This is a genomic window from Enterobacter sp. RHBSTW-00175 (assembly GCF_013927005.1).
Classification (GTDB): Bacteria; Pseudomonadota; Gammaproteobacteria; order Enterobacterales; family Enterobacteriaceae; genus Enterobacter.
In genome coordinates, this window is sequence record NZ_CP055930.1 from 1,265,023 (window position 1) to 1,287,083 (window position 22,061).

Sequence of the window (22,061 nt, forward strand, 5' to 3'; positions counted from 1 at the left end):
TAATTATGGCGAACCTTTCTTAAGACAATATTAATTTTCGTTCTTTGCAATGTGCAGAAAATGCCAAATTTATTGTTACATTAATAAATAGAAAAAATAGCACAGGCCGGGTAAGGCGCAGCCGCCACCCGGCAACTTACGGCTTTTTAATTAATCGCGATATTCCCTTCCAGCGTATTTATCCAGCGTGGTGCTTTCAGCGTATCGGCGAAATAACCCACCAGCTCGCAGAGCAAACTTTCCATAACCGCTGCCATCTCTGGTGGCAATGCCCGGCTTATCAACAACTGCGTTAATACCTGGCAATACTGCGCCAGCTGGTCACTTTCAGGCTCAAAAGCAGGCAGGCGCGACGGCAAATCGTCCACGATGAAATGCGGGATTAAGTGCGCCGGAACAGGCTCGTGCAGCGTGGGTTGCAACAGTGCGAGGCAGGCGGAGAGACGCCCGCAAAGCGCCAGTTTTTCGGTGATGTCGTCGCATTCCACCAGAGAATAAGCGTACTGCTCGCAGTTGTCCGCCAGCTCGGTGAAATCGGTGGTGTTGGCAAAGGGCGTGGTAAATAACGCGTGTGTCTGGGTTGGGATCGTAGCCATGATGGCAGCCTCCTGTAACGGTATAAACATCTGCCATCGGAGAGGTCAATCTCACGGGTGGCAGAACCAGACGAGGTTGACCTTACCGGCGTTACAGGAAACCGGCGCGTCTTGCGACGCCCCCGCCCGGCCCGCCATTGAGGTGAAACCGTGCGCGCGACATAGTAATCCATGTCGCCTGTAACTTGTACCAGGAGGTCAATCCCGACGCCTGATTTTGCAGGCGCGGCAAAAAGATACTGCGATTAACACGAGGCGACAAGGGGCATTCCCGGAAGCCGCCTCGCAAAACAGATCAATACTTTATGTCCCGTGCTTTTTGTCGTCCGGCCTGTTTCATTTGCCGCTTGTCCTGACGGCAGTCGTGATTACTTTGGTTGTTGTTAACCACGCAGGTTTGCTTCATATGACGTGAGGCTTCGCGGGTATCCTGTCGGGTGTCGCGCGCTTCACGTCGTTGTTGTCCCTGCTCGGTTGCGTTAACGGTAAAAGAGCACAGCATAATTAAGAGGAATGTAATGGCAGACACGGATCTGTTCATAGCAACACCTTTTAAAGGATGGGCAGAAAAAACATCGGAGATTGCCAAAGAATAGCACCTGCGGAGATAGCAAAAGGGCGAGTGAATCACCTTGCGCACCCTTAACGCAAATCAGCCTCTTTTTTCAACATCATATTTACAAGCACGTCTAAACTGGCAAAAATCATTCTTATTTCCCGAAGAATCGTCGCATGTCAGAACAGGCGCTAAAACAGCAGATCCAGAATCTGAAAAAGCATAACGCCAGGCTTGCCAGGCTGGCGCGTGACGCCCGCAGCAAACTCAGCGCCGCTCTCGACGGCACGGGTCTGTGTCTGTGGCAGCTCGACGTGCCTACGGGAAAACTGATTATTTATAATCGCCGCTGGGGTTCTATGCTCGGCTACCAGCCAAAAGAGCTGAGCGCACAGTTTGATGTCTGGCGCGAACATCTTCACCCTGAAGATAAACAGCAGGTACTGGACGCATTCTACGACCACCTGAACGGCAAAACGCCCTTCTACGAAGCGCTACACCGGATGCAACATAAAAACGGCACCATTACCTGGGTGCTGGACCGGGGTCGCGTCAGCGAATGGGACGACGAGGGTAATCCCATCAAGGTTACCGGCACCCACATCGACATGACCAAAGAAAAGCAGTACGAAGAACAGCTCGCACTACTTGCCAACCACGACCCGCTCACCGGGCTTGCCAACCGCCATGCGTTGATTCAGCATTTTGCCGAGCTAAAAGCCGCCGGTCCGCTGTGCGTGGCGTTTATCGATCTCGATGACTTTAAGACCGTGAACGACACCTTCGGCCACCGCAGTGGTGATGAACTCTTAATTCAGCTCAGCCAGCGCCTGCGCGGAAGCTGCCCGGAAGGCACGATCGTCGGCCGACTGGGTGGGGATGAATTTGTGTTGCTGCTGCCCTTCCCGCTCTCCAGCTTGCTGGTCAACAGTGCGGCGCACACTTGCCTGCGGGCGGCGCTGATGCCGTTTGAACTCGATAACGGCGAAGCGCGGGTCGGCGCATCAATCGGGATTGATGAAGTACACGCGCAGGATGATTTTGTGAATGCGCTCAGACGCGCGGATCAGTCGATGTACCAGATTAAACACACCGGGAAAAATGGCGTGGCGATTGGCACAACGCTTATCTCTATCTCACGCACCGGAACCGACGCATGAAGGAAAGCAGACAGCAGAGCATCGTTAAGTTGCTGAGCAACAGCGACTGGCTCACCACTGACGCGCTTGCCGGGTATCTCGGCGTCAGTAAAGAGACGATCCGCCGCGATCTGAGTGGCCTGCAACAGCAGGGTAAGATCCTGCGCCACCACGGACGGGCGCGGCTGATCCACCCCGACAGTCGTGATAGCGGCGAGCCTTTTGGTGCGCGGCTCAAAAGCCATTACGCCGATAAAGCCGATATTGCCCGGCACGCGCTGGAATACATCAGTGAAGGAATGACGATTGCGCTGGATGCCAGCTCAACCTGTTTTCATCTGGCACGACAGCTGCCAGACCTGGAGCTGACTGTTTTTACCAACAGCCTGCCCATCTGCCATGAAATGGCCCGTCGCGAGAAAATCACGCTGGTCTGTTCGGGCGGAACACTGGAGCGCAAGTACCGTTGTTATGTCAACCCGGCGCTGGTTACCCAGCTCAAAGCGCTGGAGATAGACCTGTTTATCTTTTCCTGCGAAGGTGTGGATGAGCAGGGCATCATGTGGGACCCGGTTGCACACAACGCCGCGTTTAAAGCACAACTGTTAAGCCGCGCCAGCCAGTCTTTGCTACTGATAGACAAAAGTAAATTTCAGCGTTCGAGCGAAGTGAAAATCGGCCAGCTTTCACAGGTGACGCATGTCATCCAGGGCTGTCAGCCTACCAGACGATAGCCAGAGATAATTAAGGCCGCACAAGGCGGCCTTCAGGATGGGGATTTAGAACGAAACCCAGTCGTCCGGCGTCGTCGCAGGTTTAGCTCGTGCGGGAGTTTTGAGCGGGGCGGCAGCAGTCTGAGCTTGTGGCTCCTGGGCTGATAAGCGGAATTTCTGCACCGAACGTTGCAGATCTTCAGTCTGACGCTCCAGCGCGGATGCCGCAGCGGAAACTTGTTCCACCAGCGAGGCGTTCTGCTGCGTCACGCCGTCCATCTGGCTGATGGCCACGCCGACCTGCGAAATGCCTTTGCTCTGCTCTTCCGATGCAGACGCAATCTGCTTCATGATGGTGGTCACTTCGGTCACCGCACGCAGAATGGCTTCCATGGTTGTGCCGGTGTCATTAACCAGCTGCGCGCCCTGCTCCACGCGGTTGACGGAATCAGCGATCAGCCCTTCGATCTCTTTTGCTGCATTGGCACTGCGGCTTGCGAGGTTACGGACTTCTCCGGCAACAACTGCAAAACCACGCCCTTGCTCACCCGCACGCGCGGCTTCTACCGCGGCATTAAGCGCCAGGATGTTAGTCTGGAAAGCAATGCTGTTGATCACGTTGGTGATTTCCGCGATTTTCTTCGAGCTGTCAGAAATACCGCTCATGGTGGTGACAACATCGTCCACCAGCGAGCCACCACGGCTGGCCGTGGTTGAAGCCACATCCGCCAGCTGGCTGGCCTGACGTGCGCTTTCGGCATTCAGCTTCACCGTTGCGGTCAGCTGTTCCATGCTGGCTGCCGTCTCTTCCAGCGCGGCGGCCTGCTCTTCAGTACGTGACGAGAGATCGTTGTTCCCGCTGGAGATTTCCGTCGCGCCGCGCCAGATATTTTCACTGCCCGAGCGGATAGTGCTGACCGCTTCACGCAGGCTGTCCTGCATGGCGCTCAGCAGCGGAACCAGTTGCCCCACGCAGTTGCGGCCAAAAGGTTCAATCGGTTGGCTGAGGTCACCCTGCGCAATCTGGCGGAACTGCTGACGGATACGATCCAGCGGTTTGACCAGCATCGCCACCAGGTAGCGGTCGGTGAAGAGCAGGATCAGCAGGCCAATAATGGTAGCAGCGATAATCACGGTGCGGGTCATGGCTGTCAGGCCGTCGACCACCACACGGGTGGAGTCCAGACGGTCGCCCGCAGCTTTGTTAAAGCTCTCTGCGGCAGCACCAAACGCGCGGCTCAGCGGCGGAGTGATGTTGTTCGCCTGCTGGCGATAGCCGTCCAGTTGCCCCTGCTGCGCCTGCTGCATCTGCGGTGCAACACCCTGGTCGAGCAGCGCCTGCCAGGTGCTGATCACCTGAGAGGAAACCTGCTCATCCATTGGCCCTGGAGAGATAGCCTTCATCTGCTCCAGCTTTTTGCCCATGTTGTCCAGCGCCTGCTGTGCAGAGGCCAGGTCAGGGTTACCCCCGCTGGCTTTGACTTCCATCGCGCGGCTCAGGCGCGTAACAAAGCGGAAATACTGATCGTTGCCCTGGCTGAGCACCGTCATCTGTTGTACCAGCTGTCTGTCGACCTCGTTGCCATCCGACACCCGGGAGAGCGACCAGGTGCTGTAGAGGCCAACACCCGCCCACATTAAACAAAAGATCCCAAGTATCGTCAGCATGACGAAGCGGATCGTGAAATTACGAAGCATCTGCATAGAGTGTTCCTTGCCGTGAGGGTGAATTCGCCCAGAGGCGAGACTTACCCTCGTTATCGGCAGATGCTGCGGAAAATCTAACCTTTTATGATGAATTTGGGTGACGTTTTATTAATCAATTCAGGTACTTTTCAAACCAGCTTAACGTTCGCTTCCAGGCAAGCTCTGCTGCGGGCTCATCGTATCTTGGGGTAGAATCGTTGTGAAATCCGTGGTTTACGCCCGGATAGATGTACGCCTCGTAAACCTTATTATTCAATTTAAGCGCTGCTTCATAGGTAGGCCAGCCCTCATTAATATTTTTATCCAGCCCGGCATAATGTAGCAGCAGTGGCGCTTTTATTTTCGGAACATCTGCCGCTGCGGGCTGGCGTCCGTAAAACGGCACGGCACAATCCAGCTCCGGGTAAGCCACCGCGGCGGCATTCGCCACACCTCCACCGTAGCAAAATCCGGTGATCCCCACCTTACCGCTGGCATCCGGGTGCTTTCTCATAAATTCAACGGCGGCAAAGAAGTCGTTCATCAGCTTTGTCGGGTCAACCTTCTGCTGTAAAACCTTCCCTTCTTCGTCATTGCCCGGATAACCGCCCACCGAGCTTAAACCGTCTGGCGCAAGCGCAATGTACCCGGCTTTTGCAACCCGTCTTGCCACATCTTCGATATACGGATTAAGACCCCGGTTTTCGTGGACCACTACTACGGCAGGCACTTTTCCGTGGGCTTTAGCAGGCTTTACCAGATAGCCGCGCACTTCGCCGTGGCCGTTTGGCGAGGGGTAATGAATATATTCAGGCAGGATATCGGGATCGGTGAATTTGACCTGCTCTGCCAGCGCATAGTTGGGCTTGAGCATATTGAACAGGGCCAGCGCCGTCACGCCCCCCACGGCGTAGCGTGCCGCGAGATTCAGGAACTCGCGCTTGTTGATTTTACCGTGGGCGTAGTAGTCGTAATAGTCGAGCAATTCTTGTGGAAAATCTTTGGCGGTCAGGCGCGTCATCGCTTATCTCCATGAATTGTGATTTGATAAGCATAGAATGAAAACGTTGTTTCGAAAATTCATCGACAAGAAAGGAGACATCATGTCCTGGCACCCTTACTCCGGCCGCTATGAAAATATGCAGTACCGCTACTGCGGAAAAAGTGGCCTGCGCCTGCCTGCGCTGTCACTTGGTCTGTGGCACAGCTTTGGCCACGTTCAGGCACTCGATTCCCAGCGCGCGCTGTTGCGTAAAGCCTTCGACCTTGGCATTACCCATTTCGACCTTGCCAATAACTACGGCCCGCCTGCGGGCAGCGCCGAAGAGAATTTTGGTCGCCTGCTGCACGACGATTTTGCCGCGTACCGCGACGAGCTGATTATCTCGACCAAAGCGGGCTACGACATGTGGCCTGGGCCATACGGTTCGGGTGGGTCGCGTAAGTATCTGCTGGCCAGCCTCGACCAGAGCCTGAAACGCATGGGCGTGGAGTATGTTGATATTTTCTATTCCCACCGCGTAGACGAAAACACGCCGATGGAAGAGACCGCCTCCGCGCTGGCGCAGGCGGTTCAGAGCGGTAAGGCGCTGTATGTGGGGATTTCGTCCTACTCAACAGAGCGCACGCAGAAAATGGCTGCGCTACTGCGCGAGTGGAAAATCCCGTTGCTTATCCACCAGCCGTCCTACAACCTGCTCAACCGTTGGGTGGATAAAACCGGGCTGCTGGATACCCTTGCGGAAAACGACACCGGTTGTATCGCCTTTACGCCGCTGGCGCAGGGGTTGCTGACAGGGAAATACCTGAATGGCATTCCTGATGGCTCGCGGATGCAGCGTGAAGGTAAGAAAGTACGCGGCCTGACGGAGAAAATGCTGACGGAAGCCAACCTGAACAGCCTGCGTTTGCTGAACGAAATGGCCCATGCTCGCGGGCAATCAATGGCGCAAATGGCCCTGAGCTGGCTGCTAAAAGATGAGCGCGTAACGTCGGTGCTGATTGGCGCAAGCCGCCCGGAGCAGCTGGAAGAGAACGTCCAGGCGCTGAATAACCTGCACTTTACGGACGATGAGCTGAAGCGGATTGACCAGCATGTTGCGGATGGAGAGCTGAATCTGTGGCAGGCGTCGTCGGATAAGTAGAGTGGTCTGTTGCCCTCACCCTAACCCTCTCCCACTGTACGGTCCGGGGACATAGTGAACACTTGTTCGGGGACATGGTAGACACTTACAACTAAGGCATAAGAACCCGTTTATGGAGTCGCTTATGTCCTGGGATGCGAGAGATACCATGTCATTACGTACCGAGTTTGTTTTGTTCGCCTCGCAGGACGGGGCGAACATCCGTTCCCTCTGCCGTCGCTTCGGCATTTCACCTGCCACCGGCTATAAGTGGCTTCGCCGCTGGGCGGAGGAAGGGGCCTCCGGCCTTCAGGACCGCCCGCGCATACCGCACCATTCCCCGAACCGCTCATCTGACGACATCACTGCCCTGCTGCGTATGGCGCATGACCGCCATGAACGCTGGGGCGCACGCAAGATAAAGCGCTGGCTGGAAGACCAGGGGCACACCATGCCCGCCTTCAGCACCGTCCATAACCTCATGGCCCGTCACGGTCTGCTGCCGGGCACTTCACCGGGCATTCCCGCCACGGGACGGTTCGAACATGACGCGCCGAACCGCCTCTGGCAGATGGATTTTAAGGGCCACTTTCCCTTTGGAGGCGGCCGCTGCCATCCGCTCACCCTGCTGGACGACCACTCCCGATTTTCCCTGTGCCTGGCGCACTGTACCGATGAACGGCGCGAGACCGTGCAGCAGCAGCTGGTCAGCGTGTTTGAGCGCTACGGCCTGCCGGACCGGATGACGATGGACAACGGTTCTCCGTGGGGAGACACCACCGGCACCTGGACGGCGCTGGAGCTGTGGCTGATGCGTCTGGGTATCCGGGTGGGGCACTCCCGGCCGTATCATCCGCAGACGCAGGGTAAGCTGGAGCGTTTTCACCGGAGCCTGAAGGCAGAAGTGCTGCAGGGGAAGTGGTTCGCGAGCGGGGGCGAACTGCAGCGCGCCTTCGACCACTGGCGGACAGTCTATAACCTTGAACGCCCGCATGAGGCGCTGGATATGGCGGTACCGGGGTCGCGGTATAAGCCGTCAGAGCGGCAGTACAGCGGCAACACCACGCCCCCGGAATACGACGAGGGCGTGATGGTCAGGAAAGTGGATATCAGCGGAAAGCTGAGCGTGAAAGGGGTAAGTCTGAGCGCAGGCAAGGCGTTCAGGGGAGAACGGGTCGGGCTGAAGGAGATGCAGGAAGACGGCAGCTACGAGGTGTGGTGGTACAGCACGAAAGTGGGGGTGATCGACCTGAAGAAAAAGTCGATCACCATGGGTAAAGGATGTTAAAAAGTGTTCACCATGTCCCCGAACACCTGTCTACCATGTCCCCGGAACGTACATGGGGAGAGGGCGGGGTGAGGGGGACTTTATTTCTTACTGATCTTATCCAGATACCCCATCACAAACGCTGACAGCACAAATGTCAGGTGGATAATCACATACCACATCAGCTTGTTATCCGGGATATTCTTCGCGTCCATAAACACGCGCAGCAGATGGATGGAAGAGATAGCCACAATCGAGGCGGCGACTTTGTTCTTCAGCGACGAGGCATCCATTTTGCCAAGCCAGCTCAGTTTTTCTTTATGCTCATCGATATCCAGCTGAGACACAAAGTTCTCATAGCCAGAGAACATCACCATTACCAGCAAGCCACCCACCAGCGTCATATCCACCAGTGACAGCAGCACCAGAATCAGATCGGACTCAGCAACGGAAAAAATGTTGGGTAAGACGTGAAAAATTTCCTGAAAAAACTTAATGCTCAGTGCGACCAGTGCCAGAGAAAGGCCGAAATAGACCGGTGCCAGTAACCAACGGGAGGCATACATTGCATTTTCAAAAAAGCGTTCCATAGAGTCCTTTGTGCAAAAAAATAAGCGCAGTATATCTTAACGGCGCTTACTCTTTGCAACAACTAACCAACAAAACACCTACACTTCATCCGGATTTACTTCAGGGCGTGCATACTCAGGCCATACCAAAACAACCAGTTCCGGGTAGGCTTCCAGGCTGAACTCGCGAAAGCACTGCCGCAAATTTAAAACATCCAGATCGGAATACGACACCTTCTCGCCATTAAGACAACGCTTCTTGATATTGTCGTAATATTTATACACAGCGGAATTCAGGTCGCTGCAACGGCGCTGGGCTTCAAACAGCCCTGGCGTGTCATTAATTTGCGACATCTTCATGCGCTTTATTGTGGCATGAAGAAAATCGATATATTCGTGGTTAACTCGCCAGTACCAAACCGGAGTCACAGAGTTCATCAAAACGGAAAAATGATCCTCTCCTTCCTCTTTAGTCATCAGTTCAGGTTCAGGCGGTTCACTGGCGTCTTTCGACACTTTCGTTTTATTGAACTCTTGCATCAATAAAAGAACGCCAGCGGTCAGTAATAGTAATGTTATGACCGTAAAGAAAATACTGTTCATGGGTAGGCTCCATTTTTTTTGATTTTAAAATTGCCTCATGTTATTGTCAACGAATCTCACGCCTTTACCAACCCCACCCTGTTGAAATTAAAGGAAATTAAAAATGCTGCCCGACAATCTCGTCCCGGCTAAGTACCACATTGCGCCTGTGGAACAGCAACCGGTGGAAGCAGAAAAAGAGGCTAATTTCACTCAGGGAAAAAGAAAGCTCTCCGATTTTGAAGCAGACGTATTAATTGGTGTTTCCCGAACCGGGAAGTCTCGTAATATGTTGCTGGAAGAGCACGATCGTCATATAAAAGACCGGCTATTTCGCGTTGTTAAAATCGAAGCCTTTGTTCACCTTCTGGATGACTTGCAGGCCGAAGGTGAAATAGATGCCCAGACACTAAGTCAAATAATGGTCGAAAAAACAAAAGAAATAAATGAAGCCGGTAATAAAATTTGGCTTAATTTAATTACCCGCGAAAAAAACAACCCTATTTTTTATAACCTCGGGGATGATTAACGTGAAAGGTATTGAAGATAATAATGTTTATTTGACTTTAGATGACAAAAAAAGTGATGAGTTTATCTTAGAGCAAAATCTCGAGGCGTTGAGAAACACAAAAAATGTGGAAATGACGCGTATTACGCAAGATCTGGTTTCAATACCCGCCACGCTGGTGCGCCTGAAATGGCAAAACCGCCGCGAGATTTATGCGCTCCAGGTTAAAGAAGAAATTTACGGCGCAGTGATGAATGCGCTGATTGAGCAACGACCAGAGCTTAAAGAGAAGATCCTCGGGCGTCTGGAAGCCAACTACCAGTACCTGCTGGCCAGAGAAACGGCCACCCTACGTTTGACCCGCAAGCTCTCCGACGGCGAATACCGCACGTCGAATGTCACTTATGTCGCGCTGAATGAAGACGCGCTGGCATCCAAAACCAACGCGCCCGCTGACCCGCAAAGCTAATCAAATCTAAATACCGCTATCGCCTCTTTTAGCTGTCCGGTCTGCTGCTGCTGTTGCTCGGCAACCTGTATCGTCTGCGCGACATGCCGTACATTCTCCTGCACGCTGGCATCAATACTGGCAATACTGCCGTTCATCTGCGCGATACTGGACCGTTGATCCTCACTCATCTGCGAAAGCTCCTCCAGCAGCGAGCGCAATCCGTCGATACTCTCGATAATCGATTTCATCGTCTGTCCGGCGTGCTCTACGTGCTCGACACCCTGCTGCGTGGTCGTCTGAGAGGTGGTCAGCAGCTGACGGATCTCTTTTGCCGCCCCTTCACTGCGCTGGGCTAACATACGAACCTCGGAGGCTACCACGGCGAACCCTTTCCCGTGTTCCCCTGCTCTTGCCGCCTCGACAGAAGCATTCAGCGACAGAATATTCGTCTGGAATGCGATTCCGTCAATCAGCTCAAGAATGGTGTAAATACGTTGGGACTCTTCGCGGATCTGATCCATGGCCGCGATGGCCCGGCGAACGTTCTCGCCACCCTGTTCTGCTACCTCACTGGCGCTAAGCGCCATCTCCCGCACCTGAATGGCCTTGTGGCTGGTCTGGGTCGCCACGTTACTGAGATGCTCCATTGCGCTGGCTGCCGTCGCAAGCGATGACGCCTGATGATCGGTTCGCTCTGAGAGCGCGCTGTTACGTTGTCGCAGCGCCCGGGAGGCCTCCAGCAGTTGCCCGATATTGGCGCTCACCTGCTCAAGCGTGGAACGCATTGTGCCGAGCGTCAGGCTAAAGGTGCGGGCGAAAGAGGAGTCAGCAGGTTCGCTATCAACGGCCAGCGTCAGATAGCCTGGCTCGCGGTTAATCACCCCCGCGAGCCTCGCTACCTCGCTGGCCGAACGGGCATCCTGCTCCATACGTACCGCCAGCAGGAGAAGAATGGCCGTCTGTACCACTACAAACAGGCCGTGGAAGACCACCATATGAAAACCGGTGTGCATAAAGACCACCACGCCGTACAACCCATTTTCCTGGAGATAATTAAACACCAGATGGTGCAGCGCGATGACCGTAGCGCCCATCACCAGCGGACGCCAGTCACGCCAGGCCAGCAGTGCCGAAAGCAGGACAAAAACAGAGAAGTGGTACTCCGTCTCCCCTTCGCCAAGATGGATAAGCAGCGCGGAAAACGCCATCAGTACGAAAGCAAAGCTCAGGCGCAACAGCAGCGAGCCGGGGCAAAGCATCGCCAGCAGAGTTGAGAAACAGCTCAGCAGGGTACTGATAATCGCCCCCTGCGCCATATTGTCGTTCATATATCCCACGCACAGCGAAACGCCCCACATGGCCCAGATAAGCACCAGCATTAAGCGGTCAGCACGTTGTCGTATTGCAGATAAAGAGATGAGGTCGCGTTGAGGTGCGTGCGGGTGCAGCCATGTCGTCATCGCCATAGGGAGTCTCTTGCTGTGCAGGTGAAATAAGCCCTTCAAAAGAAGGTATTTTTTATTATCTGTTTTAAGCGTAGTGGGTATATCCCACGCTGCCATTTCAGCAAAAAGATATATTTTAATAACGCAGCCGAATACTGATATTTTCTTAACTATCAACAGATTATTAACTATGGCTTTATTGATAAATAAATGTGAAGAGTGGGGATATACAGCAGAAAAAAAGCTGGCTTGCGCCAGCTTAATGCCAGTCAGTTAAGCGATATTAAACTACTCTGCTATTTGAGTGGCATCGTTCCGTTCACTTAGGCTTTCCTGCTACCTGCATAATCCGCTGCGGTGAACGTGCTAAGGGGGTTGCCGCCGCCCCCTTAGCAATCCCGGCTCCCGGCAAAGAAACTCGCCGCTTCGCGGTACCCTCAGCTTATTCCTTCCGGCTTATCGGGGACGGGCGGAGGTAACGTCCCTGTAAATCCGCCCTCGCCGCGCATCCCTGCGCGTCGCCCCGGCCTTCAGGAAACGCTTCGGCGATTTTCAGCCGGACTCACGAACCTTCAACCTTCTCTGCGGCCTGAAAATGGCACGGATGTTGAGTCCCGCAGAAATCGGCGAACCGGAGACCGGATGACAAGGGCTGGACGCCATGGATGGCGGCCAGAGGCGAAATGAGACAGGATGTCGAGTCGAGCCGACCGCAGGCAGACGGTCGTGAGGTGAGCGCAGTGCGAAGCACCGATTTCTTTGCGGGCCGCGGGGATTGATAAGGGGGCCGCGGCGGCCCCCTTATCCCGTTCACGTGTTCTGAACGAATTATTTTCTGCGAGTATTAAGGTGAACGGAACCCTGCACCGTGCTTAACTGACAAGCATTAGGCTCTCGCCAGCTCTCTTTTATTTAACGGCGGCTTTTTCTTCGCCAACCAGGCCAATCTTCAGGTAACCCGCCTGATGCAGCGTGTCCATTACCTTCATCATGGTTTCGTAATCAACCGTTTTATCCGCACGGAAGAAGACGGTAGTGTCCTTCTTCCCGCCTGTAAGCTGCTCCAGTGCCGGGATAACTGATTCATCCGTCACCGGATCATTGCCCAGGAACATGGATTTATCGGCCTTCACCGACAGATAGATAGGCTTTTCCGGGCGCGGCTGCGGCTGCGGCTGGCTGGAAGAGGCCGGCAGATTCACCTTCACGTCAACCGTCGCCAGAGGCGCCGCCACCATGAAGATAATCAACAGAACCAGCATGACGTCGATAAACGGCGTCACGTTGATTTCGTGCATTTCGCCGTTATCGTCCAGATTTTCATTAAGACGCATTGCCATAGCTAATCAACCTGCACGCAGTTTCGACGCCGCGTGTACCGGTTTAACGGAGCTGGCGTTAAGGTCAAGGTCACGGCTTTGCAGCAGCAGAACCTGCGCTGCCACGTCGCCCAGAGTGGCTTTGTAGCTGCCAATCATACGCGCGAAGACGTTATAGATAACCACCGCAGGAATTGCCGCAACCAGACCGATTGCCGTTGCCAGCAGGGCTTCTGCGATACCAGGCGCCACAACCGCCAGGTTAGTGGTTTGCGTCTGGGCAATACCAATGAAGCTGTTCATGATGCCCCACACCGTACCGAACAGACCCACGAACGGGGAAATCGCACCGATAGTCGCCAGATAACCATTACCGCGGCCCATATGACGGCCAACAGCGGCAACACGACGCTCCAGGCGGAAGCCGGTACGTTCTTTAATGCCTTCGTTATCTTCACTGCCTGCGGAGAGTTCCAGCTCGTTCTGAGCTTCGTTCACTAACAGAGTGCTCAGGCTTTTGGCGTGGAAGGAAGAGGTCATATCAGAAGCCTGATCCAGAGAGCGGGCCTCTGCCAGCTGCTGCTGTTCGCGCTTGAGGCGACGCTTCTGCGAAATGAGCTCAACGCTCTTACTGAAGAAAATAGCCCAGGTGACAACGGACGCCAGAATCAGGCCGATCATCACAATCTTAACCACGATGTCAGCATGATGATACATGCCCCAGACGGAAAGATCCGTCTGCATCAAATTATTACCCACTCTGTATCTCCAGGACGCAAATCACAAAATCTGAGCGTAATAATATCAAAACGTCGTCGAATTGATAGTAGTTCTCATTATTATTTACATATTGCCGTAATTTTCGCTCACTTTCCTTGCGCTTACGCAGTAAAAATTTCTTATGCGTATTTTTCATAAAATTTTCTGCTTATTCGATAAGCATCCGGGTGCACATTTTTACAATCGTGGTAGTCTGGACGTCCAGACGTATAAAACAGGGTTGGCGAACATGACTAAGAAGCAGCTTGATACCACGCTTGTGCAGGCAGGACGCAACAAGAAATACACACTGGGATCGGTGAACAGCGTGATTCAGCGGGCCTCCTCACTGGTATTTGATACCGTTGAGGACAAAAAAATCGCAACGCGTAACCGTGCCAAAGGCGGGCTGTTTTACGGTCGTCGCGGGACGCTGACCCATTTTTCACTCCAGGAAGCCATGTGCGAACTGGAAGGCGGCGCGGGCTGCGCACTGTTCCCGTGCGGGGCTGCGGCGGTTGCCAATACCATTCTGGCGTTTGTGGAACAGGGTGACCATATCCTGATGACTAACACCGCCTATGAACCAAGCCAGGATTTCTGCACCAAAATTCTCAGCAAGCTCGGCGTAGCCACCGGCTGGTTTGATCCGCTGATTGGTGAAGGTATCGCAGAGCTTATTCAGCCAAACACGCGCATCGTGTTCCTGGAATCCCCGGGCTCTATCACCATGGAAGTGCATGACGTGCCCGCCATTGTGAAAGCCGTGCGCAGCAAAGCGCCGGAAGCCATCATCATGATCGACAACACCTGGGCGGCGGGCGTGCTGTTTAAGGCGCTGGATTTCGACATTGATATCTCTATTCAGGCAGCAACCAAATACCTGATTGGCCACTCCGATGGCATGATTGGCACCGCCGTGTCCAATGCCCGCTGCTGGGATCAACTGCGCGAAAATGCCTACCTGATGGGACAAATGGTTGATGCCGATACGGCCTACATGACCAGCCGCGGGATCCGTACGCTGGGCGTGCGCCTGCGTCAGCATCACGAGAGCAGCCTGAAAATCGCTGAATGGCTGGCGCAGCACCCGCAGGTTGAACGCGTGAACCATCCTGCCCTGCCGGGTAGCAAAGGTCATGAGTTCTGGCAACGTGACTTTACAGGCAGCAGCGGTTTGTTCTCATTCGTTCTTAAAAAACGGCTGAATAACGATGAGCTGGCGAGCTACCTGGATAATTTTACCCTCTTCAGCATGGCCTACTCCTGGGGCGGTTTTGAATCCCTGATCCTGCCAAACCAGCCAGAGCAGATAGCAGACCTGCGTCCGGGCGGCGAGGTGGACTTCAGCGGAACCCTGATCCGCCTGCATATCGGTTTAGAAAATGTGGACGATTTAATTGCGGATTTAGCGGCAGGGTTTGAGCGTATCGTGTAGAGTGCTGGCTGAAAATGTACCCCTGGACTCTTTTGTGAACACCGCCACCAGAAAAGTCTGCATTAGTTGCGCCCGCGATCAAACCCTGCGGGCGAATCAGGGTGTACAATAGCGCTATATCTGCTGTTCCACAGGAAAGTCCATGGCTGTTATTCAAGATATTATCGCGGCACTCTGGCAACACGATTTTGCCGCACTGGCGGACCCACATGTCGTGGGTGTTGTCTATTTCGTGATGTTCGCGACCCTGTTTCTGGAAAATGGATTACTGCCAGCCTCGTTTTTGCCCGGTGACAGCCTGCTTCTGCTGGCCGGCGCATTAATCGGAAAGGGTGTGATGGACTTTACCCCGACGATGGTCATTCTCACCTCTGCCGCCAGCCTGGGCTGCTGGTTAAGCTATTTACAGGGCCGCTGGCTCGGGAATACGCGCATGGTGAAGAGCTGGCTTTCGCAGTTACCCCATAAATATCATCAACGTGCGACCTGCATGTTTGACCGGCACGGCCTGCTCGCGCTGCTCGCCGGGCGCTTCCTGGCGTTTGTCCGCACGCTGCTGCCGACGATGGCCGGTATCTCTGGCCTCTCGAATCGCCGCTTCCAGTTCTTCAACTGGCTGAGTGGGCTGCTGTGGGTCGGCGTGGTGACCTCACTCGGCTATGCGCTGAACATGATCCCGTTTGTGAAACACCATGAAGATCAGGTGATGACCTTCCTGATGATCCTGCCGATGTTCCTGCTGGTAGCAGGCCTGGTGGGAACTATTGCGGTAGTGATTAAGAAGAAGTATTGCAGCGCGTGATAAAAAATTGCCGGGTGGCGGCTACGCCTTACCCGGCTTATATTTCCCGTCAGGCTCCCTGCATCATTCTGATGCGTGAAGCATCTTCCCCCGGCGTCACGCCGAAGTAGCGCTTAAACTCCCGACTGAACTGCGACGCACTTTCATAGCCTACCCGCATTGCCGCCGCGCTGGCCTTCATGCCGTCGTGGATCATCATCATGCGCGCTTTATGCAGCCGGTATGTTTTCAGGTATTGCAGCGGCGAGGTGCTGGTCACTGATTTAAAATTATGGTGAAACGCCGAGACACTCATGTTCGCTTCCGCCGCCAGCTGGTCAACGCTGAGGTTTTCCGTGTACTGGCTTTCTATGCGCTTGAGCACGCGGCTTATCAGGCTAAAGTGCGTCTGGCGGCTCACCAGCGCCAGCAGCGCCCCGCCACCCGGCCCCAGCAGCACGTGGTAGAGAATTTCACGGATAATCTGTTTGCCCAGAATGCGGGCATCGAGCGGCCTCGCCATCACATCCAGCAAGCGTTCAATGGCACAGAGGATCTCTTCCGATAACGTGGCCGAGTTAATCGCGCTTGCTGCCATCGATGGCTGGAACAGCTCGTCCTCGCCGATCTCCATCAGCAGCTCCTGCAACTGAAGGATATCGACATTTAAACGAATACCGGCCAGCGGAACGGCTTCTGTCGCAAAGGTTTCACATTCAAAGGGTAAAGGTACTGTCAGGAGCAGATATTCATTGGTGTCATAACGGAACACGCGCTCATTGATATAGCCAATTTTATGGCCAGAGAAGAGAAAAACGATGCCCGGCTGGTACATCACCGGCGTACGCGTACCCGGCTGGGTCCCGTAGAGCAGACGAATATCCGGCAGCAGCTCACCACTATTATTATCTTTATCTATCAGATGTTTAATCTGAGAGGTTAACTGAAGGCAAATCTCTTCGCGGTTCATTCTTAGTTACTCCGGGTACGGTTTCCGACCTTAACAGTGTGCGCAGTTTTTTGCTGTTTCTCCAGCGCTCTGTAGAAATGGGCAAGACATCGGCAGGAATGTGCATTGAGAGGATGGCGCGAGCCCGCCACAATGTGCAGCATCAGGTAGCCATCGCGCCACCACGATTTTTCACCCACGATAGGGAACGAGCAATGAACAATTTTAATCTCCACACCCCAACCCGCATTCTGTTTGGTAAAGGCGCTATCGCCGACCTGCGTGCACAAATCCCGGCTGACGCCCGCGTACTCATTACCTACGGCGGCGGTAGCGTGAAAAAAACCGGCGTGCTGGATCAGGTGTACAGCGCCCTGGAAGGTCTGGACGTGCGTGAGTTTGGCGGTATTGAGCCAAACCCATCTTATGAAACTCTGATGAACGCGGTCAAAATTGCCCGCGAAGAGAACATCACCTTCCTGCTGGCTGTTGGCGGCGGCTCCGTACTGGACGGTACTAAGTTCATCGCTGCTGCGGCGCATTACGCAGACGGCGTTGATCCGTGGCATATCCTGGAAACCCGTGGCAGCGACGTGAAAAGCGCGATCCTAATGGGCTCGGTCCTGACCCTGCCTGCTACCGGCTCTGAATCCAACAAAGGTGCCGTTATCTCCCGTAAAACCACGGGCGACAAACAGGCCTTTATGAACGATCACGTACAGCCTGTGTTCGCAATCCTTGACCCGGTTTACACCTACACCCTGCCTGCTCGCCAGGTGGCTAACGGTGTCGTGGATGCATTCGTTCACACCGTTGAACAGTATGTGACTTACCCGGTTGACGGCAAAATTCAGGATCGCTTCGCGGAAGGTATTCTGCTGACGCTGGTAGAAGATGGCCCGAAAGCGCTGAAAGAACCTGAAAACTACAACGTGCGTGCCAACGTAATGTGGGCCGCGACTCAGGCGCTGAACGGCCTGATCGGTGCAGGTGTTCCGCAGGACTGGGCAACCCACATGCTGGGCCACGAACTGACGGCAATGCATGGTCTGGATCACGCTCAGACGCTGGCGGTTGTGCTGCCTGCACTGTGGAACGAAAAACGTGATACCAAGCGCGCCAAACTGCTGCAATACGCTGAGCGCGTGTGGAATATCACCGAAGGCTCAGAAGATGCACGTATCGATGCCGCAATCGAAGCAACCCGCAACTTCTTTGAAGGACTGGGTGTTCCGACACGTCTTTCTGGTTACGGCCTGGATGGTAGCTCCATCCCTGCCCTGCTGGCAAAACTGGAAGAACACGGCATGACACAACTGGGCGAACATGGCGACATCACGCTGGACGTGAGCCGTCGTATCTACGAAGCGGCGCGCTAAGCGTTTTTAACATCCCGCCTTTCGTTTTTTGACATTTCGTCCAGACTTAATGCACACACGCCATCGGGGGTTCGCCCCCGATGGATGAGCAAATGAAGGAGGAAAAATGGCAAACCAAACCGTAATCAAGCTTCAGGACGGCAACGTGATGCCCCAGCTGGGGCTCGGTGTATGGAAAGCCGGTAACGACGAGGTCGTATCCGCCATTCATAAAGCACTGGAAGTCGGCTATCGCTCTATCGATACCGCCGCCGCGTACAAGAATGAAGACGGCGTGGGTAAAGCGCTTGCCACTGCAGGCGTCTCACGCGACGACCTTTTCATCACCACCAAACTGTGGAACGACGATCAAAAGCGCCCGCGTGAAGCGTTACAGGAAAGCCTGGATAAGCTACGGCTGGATTTCGTCGATCTGTATTTGATGCACTGGCCCGTTCCGGCTATTGACCACTATGTTGAAGCCTGGGAAGGGATGATTGAGCTGCAAAAAATTGGGCTGGTGAAAAGTATCGGGGTCTGTAATTTCCAGGTTCACCATCTGCAACGTCTTATTGACGAAACGGGAGTGGTTCCGGTCATTAATCAGATTGAGTTGCACCCGCTGATGCAGCAGCGTCAGCTCCATTCCTGGAATGCCACGCACAAAATCCAGACCGAGTCCTGGAGCCCGTTGGCTCAGGGTGGTGAAGGCGTTTTCGATCAGAAAATTATCCGTGAACTGGCGGATAAATATGGCAAGAGCCCTGCGCAAATTGTCATCCGCTGGCATCTGGACAGTGGTCTGGTGGTTATCCCGAAATCGGTCACGCCAGCGCGCATCGCCGAAAACTTCGACGTCTGGGATTTCCGTCTGGACAAAGATGAATTGGGTGAAATTGCGAAGCTGGATCAGGGCAAACGGCTTGGGCCGGACCCGGATCAGTTTGGCGGCTAATCTCTTCTCAACCCCGGCATCGCCCGGGGTTCTTTTTAACCTACCCGTCTTACTCCGCCGCAATTATTACAACTTTTTGCCTGGGGCGTAACCCAACCAGCGCTGTGTATAGTCTGTCAACATGATCACTTCGGAGATCGGGCTATGAGCAACATGCGGGTAGGTACGAGCGGTAAACTTTTGTTCAAAGAGTGGGAAGGACTTATTCCCTATGAATATCTGGATTCGGGAGGGGCGCCAACGATTGGTATCGGCCATCTGCTGACCCCTTCAGAACGGCGCTCGGGAAAGCTAACTATCGCGGGCGTTACAGTGAGGTACAAGGACGAGCTCACAGAGAACCAGTGCTGGGCGTTACTGGATCAAGATCTTGATCCCGTTGAAGCCCTGATTAACAACAGCGTCCAGCAGATTCTGTCACAAAACCAATTCGACGCGCTGGTGTCATTTGCCTTTAACGTGGGTAACGGTGCTTTCCTGGACAGTACCTTGCTGAAGGTACTTAACAACGGAAACTTTGCTGGCGTTCCCGATCAGATGCGGCGCTGGGTTTACGACAATGGCAAAAAAGTACCGGGGCTGGTCAACCGCCGGGAAAAAGAGGTAGCGCTGTGGAATACCCCTTAGGGTATTCCACTGTCATTTTGCACTAAGCTTTACGCTTCACTGGCTTCTTCGCACTGGAATTGCCGTTCGAACGCTGATGCACAATCGGCGTGTGCTTGGTCAACGCCGGGCGCGTATTGCGGTTCTGACGACGTGCTTCGCGCATTTCATCAAGCGTCGGCGCGGGTACCAGACAGTCGCGACGCGAGCCGATCAGGTGTTTTTTACCCATATCTTCCAGCGCCTGACGGATCAGCGGCCAGTTAGCCGGATCGTGGTAACGCAGCAGCGCTTTATGCAGGCGACGCTGTTTATCCCCTTTCGGCACCACCACATCTTCACTCTTATAGCCAATCTTACTCAGCGGGTTCTTACCGGTGTAATACATGGTCGTTGAGTTTGCGAGCGGTGACGGATAGAAGTTCTGCACCTGATCCAGACGGAAGCGGCGTTGTTTTAGCCACAGCGCGAGGTTCACCATGTCTTCATCACGCGTACCAGGGTGCGCGGAGATAAAGTACGGGATCAGATACTGCTCTTTACCGGCCTGTTTCGAGTAAGTGTCGAACAGCTCTTTAAAGCGGTCATAGCTGCCCATGCCCGGCTTCATCATCTTGGACAGTGGGCCTTCTTCGGTGTGCTCCGGGGCAATCTTCAGGTAACCGCCAACGTGGTGCGTTGCCAGCTCTTTGATATAACGCGGATCTTCAACCGCGATGTCGTAACGCACACCGGAGGCGATCAGGATCTTCTTGATGCCTTTCAGGTCACGGGCGCGGCGATAGAGATTGATCGTCGGCTCGTGGTTGGTGTCCATATGCTCGCAAATGCTTGGGTAGACGCACGACAGACGGCGGCAGGTTTGCTCCGCACGTGGGGACTTACAGCGCAGCATATACATGTTTGCCGTTGGGCCGCCCAGATCGGAGATAACCCCGGTAAAGCCGGGTACGGTATCACGAATGGCTTCGATCTCGTTGACGATCGACTCTTCAGAGCGGCTCTGAATAATGCGGCCTTCGTGCTCGGTAATGGAGCAGAAGGAACAGCCACCGAAGCAGCCACGCATGATGTTGATCGAGAAGCGGATCATCTCATACGCCGGGATACGGCTGTTGCCATATGCCGGATGCGGAACACGCTTGTACGGCAGCGCAAAGACGCTGTCCATCTCTTCGGTCGACAGCGGGATGGCTGGCGGGTTAACCCAGATGTAACGCTCGCCGTGCTTTTGCATCAGCGCGCGGGCACAGCCCGGGTTGGTTTCATGGTGCAGAATACGCGAGGCGTGCGCATAGAGCACTTTGTCGCTTTTGACCTTCTCAAAGGACGGCAGCAGCACATAGGTCTTTTCCCACGGCTTTGGACGCGGCGGCTGCACGACAACGGCTTTAGCTTCGGCTTTTTTCGGCTCGACCGGTTTGTTATCCGCGCACGGCAAATCTTCACCGTACGGATGCGGGATAGGGTCTATTTTGCCCGGCATATCGATGATACGGGAATCCACACCGCTCCAGCCTGGCAGTGCTTCTTTCACCATGATCGCAGTGTTACGCACGTCGCGGATCTCGCTGACTGGCTCACCCTGCGCCAGACGGTGCGCCACTTCTACCAGCGGACGTTCACCGTTACCGAAGATAAGCATGTCAGCTTTGGAATCCACCAGCACTGAACGACGCACGGTATCAGACCAGTAGTCATAGTGCGCGGTACGGCGCAGGCTTGCTTCGATGCCACCCAGGATGACCGGCACGTCTTTCCATGCTTCTTTGCATCGTTGGGTGTACACAAGCGTCGCGCGATCCGGGCGTTTGCCCGCCACGTTATCGGCGGTATAGGCATCGTCATGGCGCAGCTTACGGTCGGCAGTATAGCGGTTGATCATCGAGTCCATGTTGCCGGCAGTGACGCCGAAAAACAGGTTCGGTTTACCGAGCGCCATAAACGCGTCTTTGCTGTTCCAGTCAGGCTGGGAGATGATCCCTACACGGAAGCCCTGTGCTTCGAGCATTCGGCCACAGATGGCCATCCCAAAGCTCGGGTGGTCGACATAGGCATCGCCCGTGACCAGAATGATGTCGCAGCTGTCCCAGCCCAGTTGGTCCATCTCTTCACGGGACATCGGCAGAAACGGCGCCGGCCCAAAACAGGCTGCCCAGTACTGGGGCCAGGAGAAGAGGTCACGATCCGGCTGGATCAGGGAAATTGCGCTCATAATGCTTCCGAAGAAAAAATAAACAAAAGGGCGGGGATTATACGCT

Annotated in this window: 22 protein-coding genes; 11 read left to right on the forward strand and 11 right to left on the reverse strand. The window is 54.4% G+C overall.

Features of this window, described 5'->3' with window-relative positions; translation table 11 throughout:
* Positions 1 to 146: 146 nt before the first annotated feature.
* The gene (locus tag HV107_RS05935; RefSeq protein WP_182062440.1) at positions 147 to 596 is read right to left on the reverse strand and encodes a hypothetical protein; all 450 of its coding nucleotides are present in this window, start codon (positions 594 to 596) and stop codon (positions 147 to 149) included.
* Positions 597 to 891: 295 nt separating this feature from the next.
* Positions 892 to 1,137 carry a hypothetical protein gene (locus HV107_RS05945; RefSeq protein ID WP_182062441.1) on the reverse strand — a complete coding sequence of 82 codons (246 nt, stop codon included), beginning with the start codon at positions 1,135 to 1,137 and terminating at the stop codon, positions 892 to 894.
* Positions 1,138 to 1,328: 191 nt separating this feature from the next.
* Here HV107_RS05945 and HV107_RS05950 point away from each other — a divergent pair, with 191 nt between their 5' ends.
* The gene (locus tag HV107_RS05950) at positions 1,329 to 2,312 is read left to right on the forward strand and encodes a sensor domain-containing diguanylate cyclase (RefSeq protein ID WP_182062442.1); all 984 of its coding nucleotides are present in this window, start codon (positions 1,329 to 1,331) and stop codon (positions 2,310 to 2,312) included.
* Positions 2,309 to 3,025 carry an L-fucose operon activator gene (fucR, locus tag HV107_RS05955; RefSeq protein ID WP_182062443.1) on the forward strand — a complete coding sequence of 239 codons (717 nt, stop codon included), beginning with the start codon at positions 2,309 to 2,311 and terminating at the stop codon, positions 3,023 to 3,025. Before HV107_RS05950 ends, fucR begins: the two co-directional genes overlap by 4 nt.
* A 45-nt stretch (positions 3,026 to 3,070) precedes the next feature.
* Here fucR and HV107_RS05960 read toward each other — a convergent pair whose 3' ends face one another.
* Positions 3,071 to 4,708 carry a methyl-accepting chemotaxis protein gene (locus HV107_RS05960; RefSeq protein WP_182062444.1) on the reverse strand — a complete coding sequence of 546 codons (1,638 nt, stop codon included), beginning with the start codon at positions 4,706 to 4,708 and terminating at the stop codon, positions 3,071 to 3,073.
* 115 nt (positions 4,709 to 4,823) lie between these two features.
* Complete coding sequence (yghX, locus tag HV107_RS05965) at positions 4,824 to 5,711, reverse strand: YghX family hydrolase (RefSeq protein WP_182062445.1); 888 nt, start codon at positions 5,709 to 5,711, stop codon at positions 4,824 to 4,826.
* 82 nt (positions 5,712 to 5,793) lie between these two features.
* Between yghX and HV107_RS05970 the strand changes: the two genes are divergently transcribed.
* Both HV107_RS05970 and HV107_RS05975 read left to right on the forward strand, forming a co-directional pair.
* Entirely contained in the window at positions 5,794 to 6,834 is a 1,041-nt protein-coding gene (locus HV107_RS05970) for an aldo/keto reductase (protein ID WP_182062446.1), read from the forward strand.
* A gap of 112 nt (positions 6,835 to 6,946) precedes the next feature.
* On the forward strand, positions 6,947 to 8,101 hold the full coding sequence (locus HV107_RS05975; protein WP_182059485.1) for an IS481 family transposase: 1,155 nt from the start codon (positions 6,947 to 6,949) through the stop codon (positions 8,099 to 8,101).
* An 80-nt stretch (positions 8,102 to 8,181) separates the two neighbouring features.
* Here HV107_RS05975 and HV107_RS05980 read toward each other — a convergent pair whose 3' ends face one another.
* The gene (locus tag HV107_RS05980; RefSeq protein ID WP_182062447.1) at positions 8,182 to 8,670 is read right to left on the reverse strand and encodes a TIGR00645 family protein; all 489 of its coding nucleotides are present in this window, start codon (positions 8,668 to 8,670) and stop codon (positions 8,182 to 8,184) included.
* A 78-nt stretch (positions 8,671 to 8,748) separates the two neighbouring features.
* A complete protein-coding gene (locus HV107_RS05985; protein WP_182062448.1) occupies positions 8,749 to 9,252 on the reverse strand; it encodes an ESA_00282 family adhesion-associated protein in 504 nt (167 codons plus the stop codon).
* A gap of 103 nt (positions 9,253 to 9,355) precedes the next feature.
* On the opposite strand from HV107_RS05985, the gene HV107_RS05990 reads away from it, so the two are divergent.
* Positions 9,356 to 9,760 (forward strand): hypothetical protein, encoded by a 405-nt coding sequence (locus tag HV107_RS05990; protein WP_182062449.1) that lies wholly within the window; start codon positions 9,356 to 9,358, stop codon positions 9,758 to 9,760.
* The gene (locus tag HV107_RS05995) at positions 9,753 to 10,208 is read left to right on the forward strand and encodes a cytoplasmic protein (RefSeq protein WP_182062450.1); all 456 of its coding nucleotides are present in this window, start codon (positions 9,753 to 9,755) and stop codon (positions 10,206 to 10,208) included. The genes HV107_RS05990 and HV107_RS05995 overlap by 8 nt, the downstream gene beginning before the upstream one ends.
* Here the strand turns inward: HV107_RS05995 and HV107_RS06000 are convergent.
* From HV107_RS06000 to exbB, 3 genes are all read right to left on the reverse strand, one after another.
* Positions 10,205 to 11,656, reverse strand: a complete 1,452-nt coding sequence (locus HV107_RS06000) for a methyl-accepting chemotaxis protein (protein ID WP_182062451.1) — start codon at positions 11,654 to 11,656, stop codon at positions 10,205 to 10,207. The two genes, HV107_RS05995 and HV107_RS06000, sit on opposite strands and share 4 nt — an antisense overlap.
* 887 nt (positions 11,657 to 12,543) lie before the next feature.
* Positions 12,544 to 12,975: a TonB system transport protein ExbD gene (gene exbD / locus HV107_RS06005; protein WP_182062452.1), complete on the reverse strand. Its 432-nt coding sequence runs from the start codon at positions 12,973 to 12,975 to the stop codon at positions 12,544 to 12,546.
* 6 nt (positions 12,976 to 12,981) lie between these two features.
* A complete protein-coding gene (gene exbB / locus HV107_RS06010; RefSeq protein ID WP_182062453.1) occupies positions 12,982 to 13,713 on the reverse strand; it encodes a tol-pal system-associated acyl-CoA thioesterase in 732 nt (243 codons plus the stop codon).
* Positions 13,714 to 13,963: 250 nt separating this feature from the next.
* Here exbB and metC point away from each other — a divergent pair, with 250 nt between their 5' ends.
* Together metC and yghB are read left to right on the forward strand one after the other, a co-directional pair.
* Positions 13,964 to 15,151 (forward strand): cystathionine beta-lyase, encoded by a 1,188-nt coding sequence (gene metC, locus HV107_RS06015; RefSeq protein WP_182062454.1) that lies wholly within the window; start codon positions 13,964 to 13,966, stop codon positions 15,149 to 15,151.
* Between the two features lie 142 nt (positions 15,152 to 15,293).
* The gene (gene yghB / locus HV107_RS06020; protein WP_182062455.1) at positions 15,294 to 15,953 is read left to right on the forward strand and encodes a DedA family general envelope maintenance protein YghB; all 660 of its coding nucleotides are present in this window, start codon (positions 15,294 to 15,296) and stop codon (positions 15,951 to 15,953) included.
* A 49-nt stretch (positions 15,954 to 16,002) separates the two neighbouring features.
* Here yghB and HV107_RS06025 read toward each other — a convergent pair whose 3' ends face one another.
* A complete protein-coding gene (locus tag HV107_RS06025) occupies positions 16,003 to 16,902 on the reverse strand; it encodes an AraC family transcriptional regulator (RefSeq protein WP_182062456.1) in 900 nt (299 codons plus the stop codon).
* A 194-nt stretch (positions 16,903 to 17,096) separates the two neighbouring features.
* Here HV107_RS06025 and yqhD point away from each other — a divergent pair, with 194 nt between their 5' ends.
* The 3 genes from yqhD (at position 17,097) to HV107_RS06040 (ending at position 19,821) form a co-directional block, all read left to right on the forward strand.
* Entirely contained in the window at positions 17,097 to 18,260 is a 1,164-nt protein-coding gene (gene yqhD, locus HV107_RS06030; protein ID WP_182062457.1) for an alcohol dehydrogenase, read from the forward strand.
* 106 nt (positions 18,261 to 18,366) lie between these two features.
* A complete protein-coding gene (dkgA, locus tag HV107_RS06035; protein ID WP_182062458.1) occupies positions 18,367 to 19,194 on the forward strand; it encodes a 2,5-didehydrogluconate reductase DkgA in 828 nt (275 codons plus the stop codon).
* 144 nt (positions 19,195 to 19,338) lie between these two features.
* Positions 19,339 to 19,821 (forward strand): lysozyme, encoded by a 483-nt coding sequence (locus tag HV107_RS06040; RefSeq protein WP_220458426.1) that lies wholly within the window; start codon positions 19,339 to 19,341, stop codon positions 19,819 to 19,821.
* Positions 19,822 to 19,843: 22 nt separating this feature from the next.
* On the opposite strand, the gene HV107_RS06045 is transcribed toward HV107_RS06040, so the two are convergent.
* The gene (locus HV107_RS06045; protein ID WP_259349683.1) at positions 19,844 to 22,015 is read right to left on the reverse strand and encodes a YgiQ family radical SAM protein; all 2,172 of its coding nucleotides are present in this window, start codon (positions 22,013 to 22,015) and stop codon (positions 19,844 to 19,846) included.
* Between the last annotated feature and the right edge of the window lie 46 nt (positions 22,016 to 22,061).

What these genes read in the sequence shown, in the direction of transcription:
- HV107_RS05935 (WP_182062440.1), bottom strand. Translation starts at nt 596, where the DNA reads ATGGCTACGATCCCAACCCAGACACACGCGTTATTTACCACGCCCTTT.
- HV107_RS05945 (WP_182062441.1), bottom strand. Translation starts at nt 1,137, where the DNA reads ATGAACAGATCCGTGTCTGCCATTACATTCCTCTTAATTATGCTGTGC.
- HV107_RS05950 (WP_182062442.1), top strand. Translation starts at nt 1,329, where the DNA reads ATGTCAGAACAGGCGCTAAAACAGCAGATCCAGAATCTGAAAAAGCAT.
- fucR (WP_182062443.1), top strand. Translation starts at nt 2,309, where the DNA reads ATGAAGGAAAGCAGACAGCAGAGCATCGTTAAGTTGCTGAGCAACAGC.
- HV107_RS05960 (WP_182062444.1), bottom strand. Translation starts at nt 4,708, where the DNA reads ATGCAGATGCTTCGTAATTTCACGATCCGCTTCGTCATGCTGACGATA.
- yghX (WP_182062445.1), bottom strand. Translation starts at nt 5,711, where the DNA reads ATGACGCGCCTGACCGCCAAAGATTTTCCACAAGAATTGCTCGACTAT.
- HV107_RS05970 (WP_182062446.1), top strand. Translation starts at nt 5,794, where the DNA reads ATGTCCTGGCACCCTTACTCCGGCCGCTATGAAAATATGCAGTACCGC.
- HV107_RS05975 (WP_182059485.1), top strand. Translation starts at nt 6,947, where the DNA reads ATGGAGTCGCTTATGTCCTGGGATGCGAGAGATACCATGTCATTACGT.
- HV107_RS05980 (WP_182062447.1), bottom strand. Translation starts at nt 8,670, where the DNA reads ATGGAACGCTTTTTTGAAAATGCAATGTATGCCTCCCGTTGGTTACTG.
- HV107_RS05985 (WP_182062448.1), bottom strand. Translation starts at nt 9,252, where the DNA reads ATGAACAGTATTTTCTTTACGGTCATAACATTACTATTACTGACCGCT.
- HV107_RS05990 (WP_182062449.1), top strand. Translation starts at nt 9,356, where the DNA reads ATGCTGCCCGACAATCTCGTCCCGGCTAAGTACCACATTGCGCCTGTG.
- HV107_RS05995 (WP_182062450.1), top strand. Translation starts at nt 9,753, where the DNA reads ATGATTAACGTGAAAGGTATTGAAGATAATAATGTTTATTTGACTTTA.
- HV107_RS06000 (WP_182062451.1), bottom strand. Translation starts at nt 11,656, where the DNA reads ATGGCGATGACGACATGGCTGCACCCGCACGCACCTCAACGCGACCTC.
- exbD (WP_182062452.1), bottom strand. Translation starts at nt 12,975, where the DNA reads ATGGCAATGCGTCTTAATGAAAATCTGGACGATAACGGCGAAATGCAC.
- metC (WP_182062454.1), top strand. Translation starts at nt 13,964, where the DNA reads ATGACTAAGAAGCAGCTTGATACCACGCTTGTGCAGGCAGGACGCAAC.
- yghB (WP_182062455.1), top strand. Translation starts at nt 15,294, where the DNA reads ATGGCTGTTATTCAAGATATTATCGCGGCACTCTGGCAACACGATTTT.
- HV107_RS06025 (WP_182062456.1), bottom strand. Translation starts at nt 16,902, where the DNA reads ATGAACCGCGAAGAGATTTGCCTTCAGTTAACCTCTCAGATTAAACAT.
- yqhD (WP_182062457.1), top strand. Translation starts at nt 17,097, where the DNA reads ATGAACAATTTTAATCTCCACACCCCAACCCGCATTCTGTTTGGTAAA.
- dkgA (WP_182062458.1), top strand. Translation starts at nt 18,367, where the DNA reads ATGGCAAACCAAACCGTAATCAAGCTTCAGGACGGCAACGTGATGCCC.
- HV107_RS06040 (WP_220458426.1), top strand. Translation starts at nt 19,339, where the DNA reads ATGAGCAACATGCGGGTAGGTACGAGCGGTAAACTTTTGTTCAAAGAG.
- HV107_RS06045 (WP_259349683.1), bottom strand. Translation starts at nt 22,015, where the DNA reads ATGAGCGCAATTTCCCTGATCCAGCCGGATCGTGACCTCTTCTCCTGG.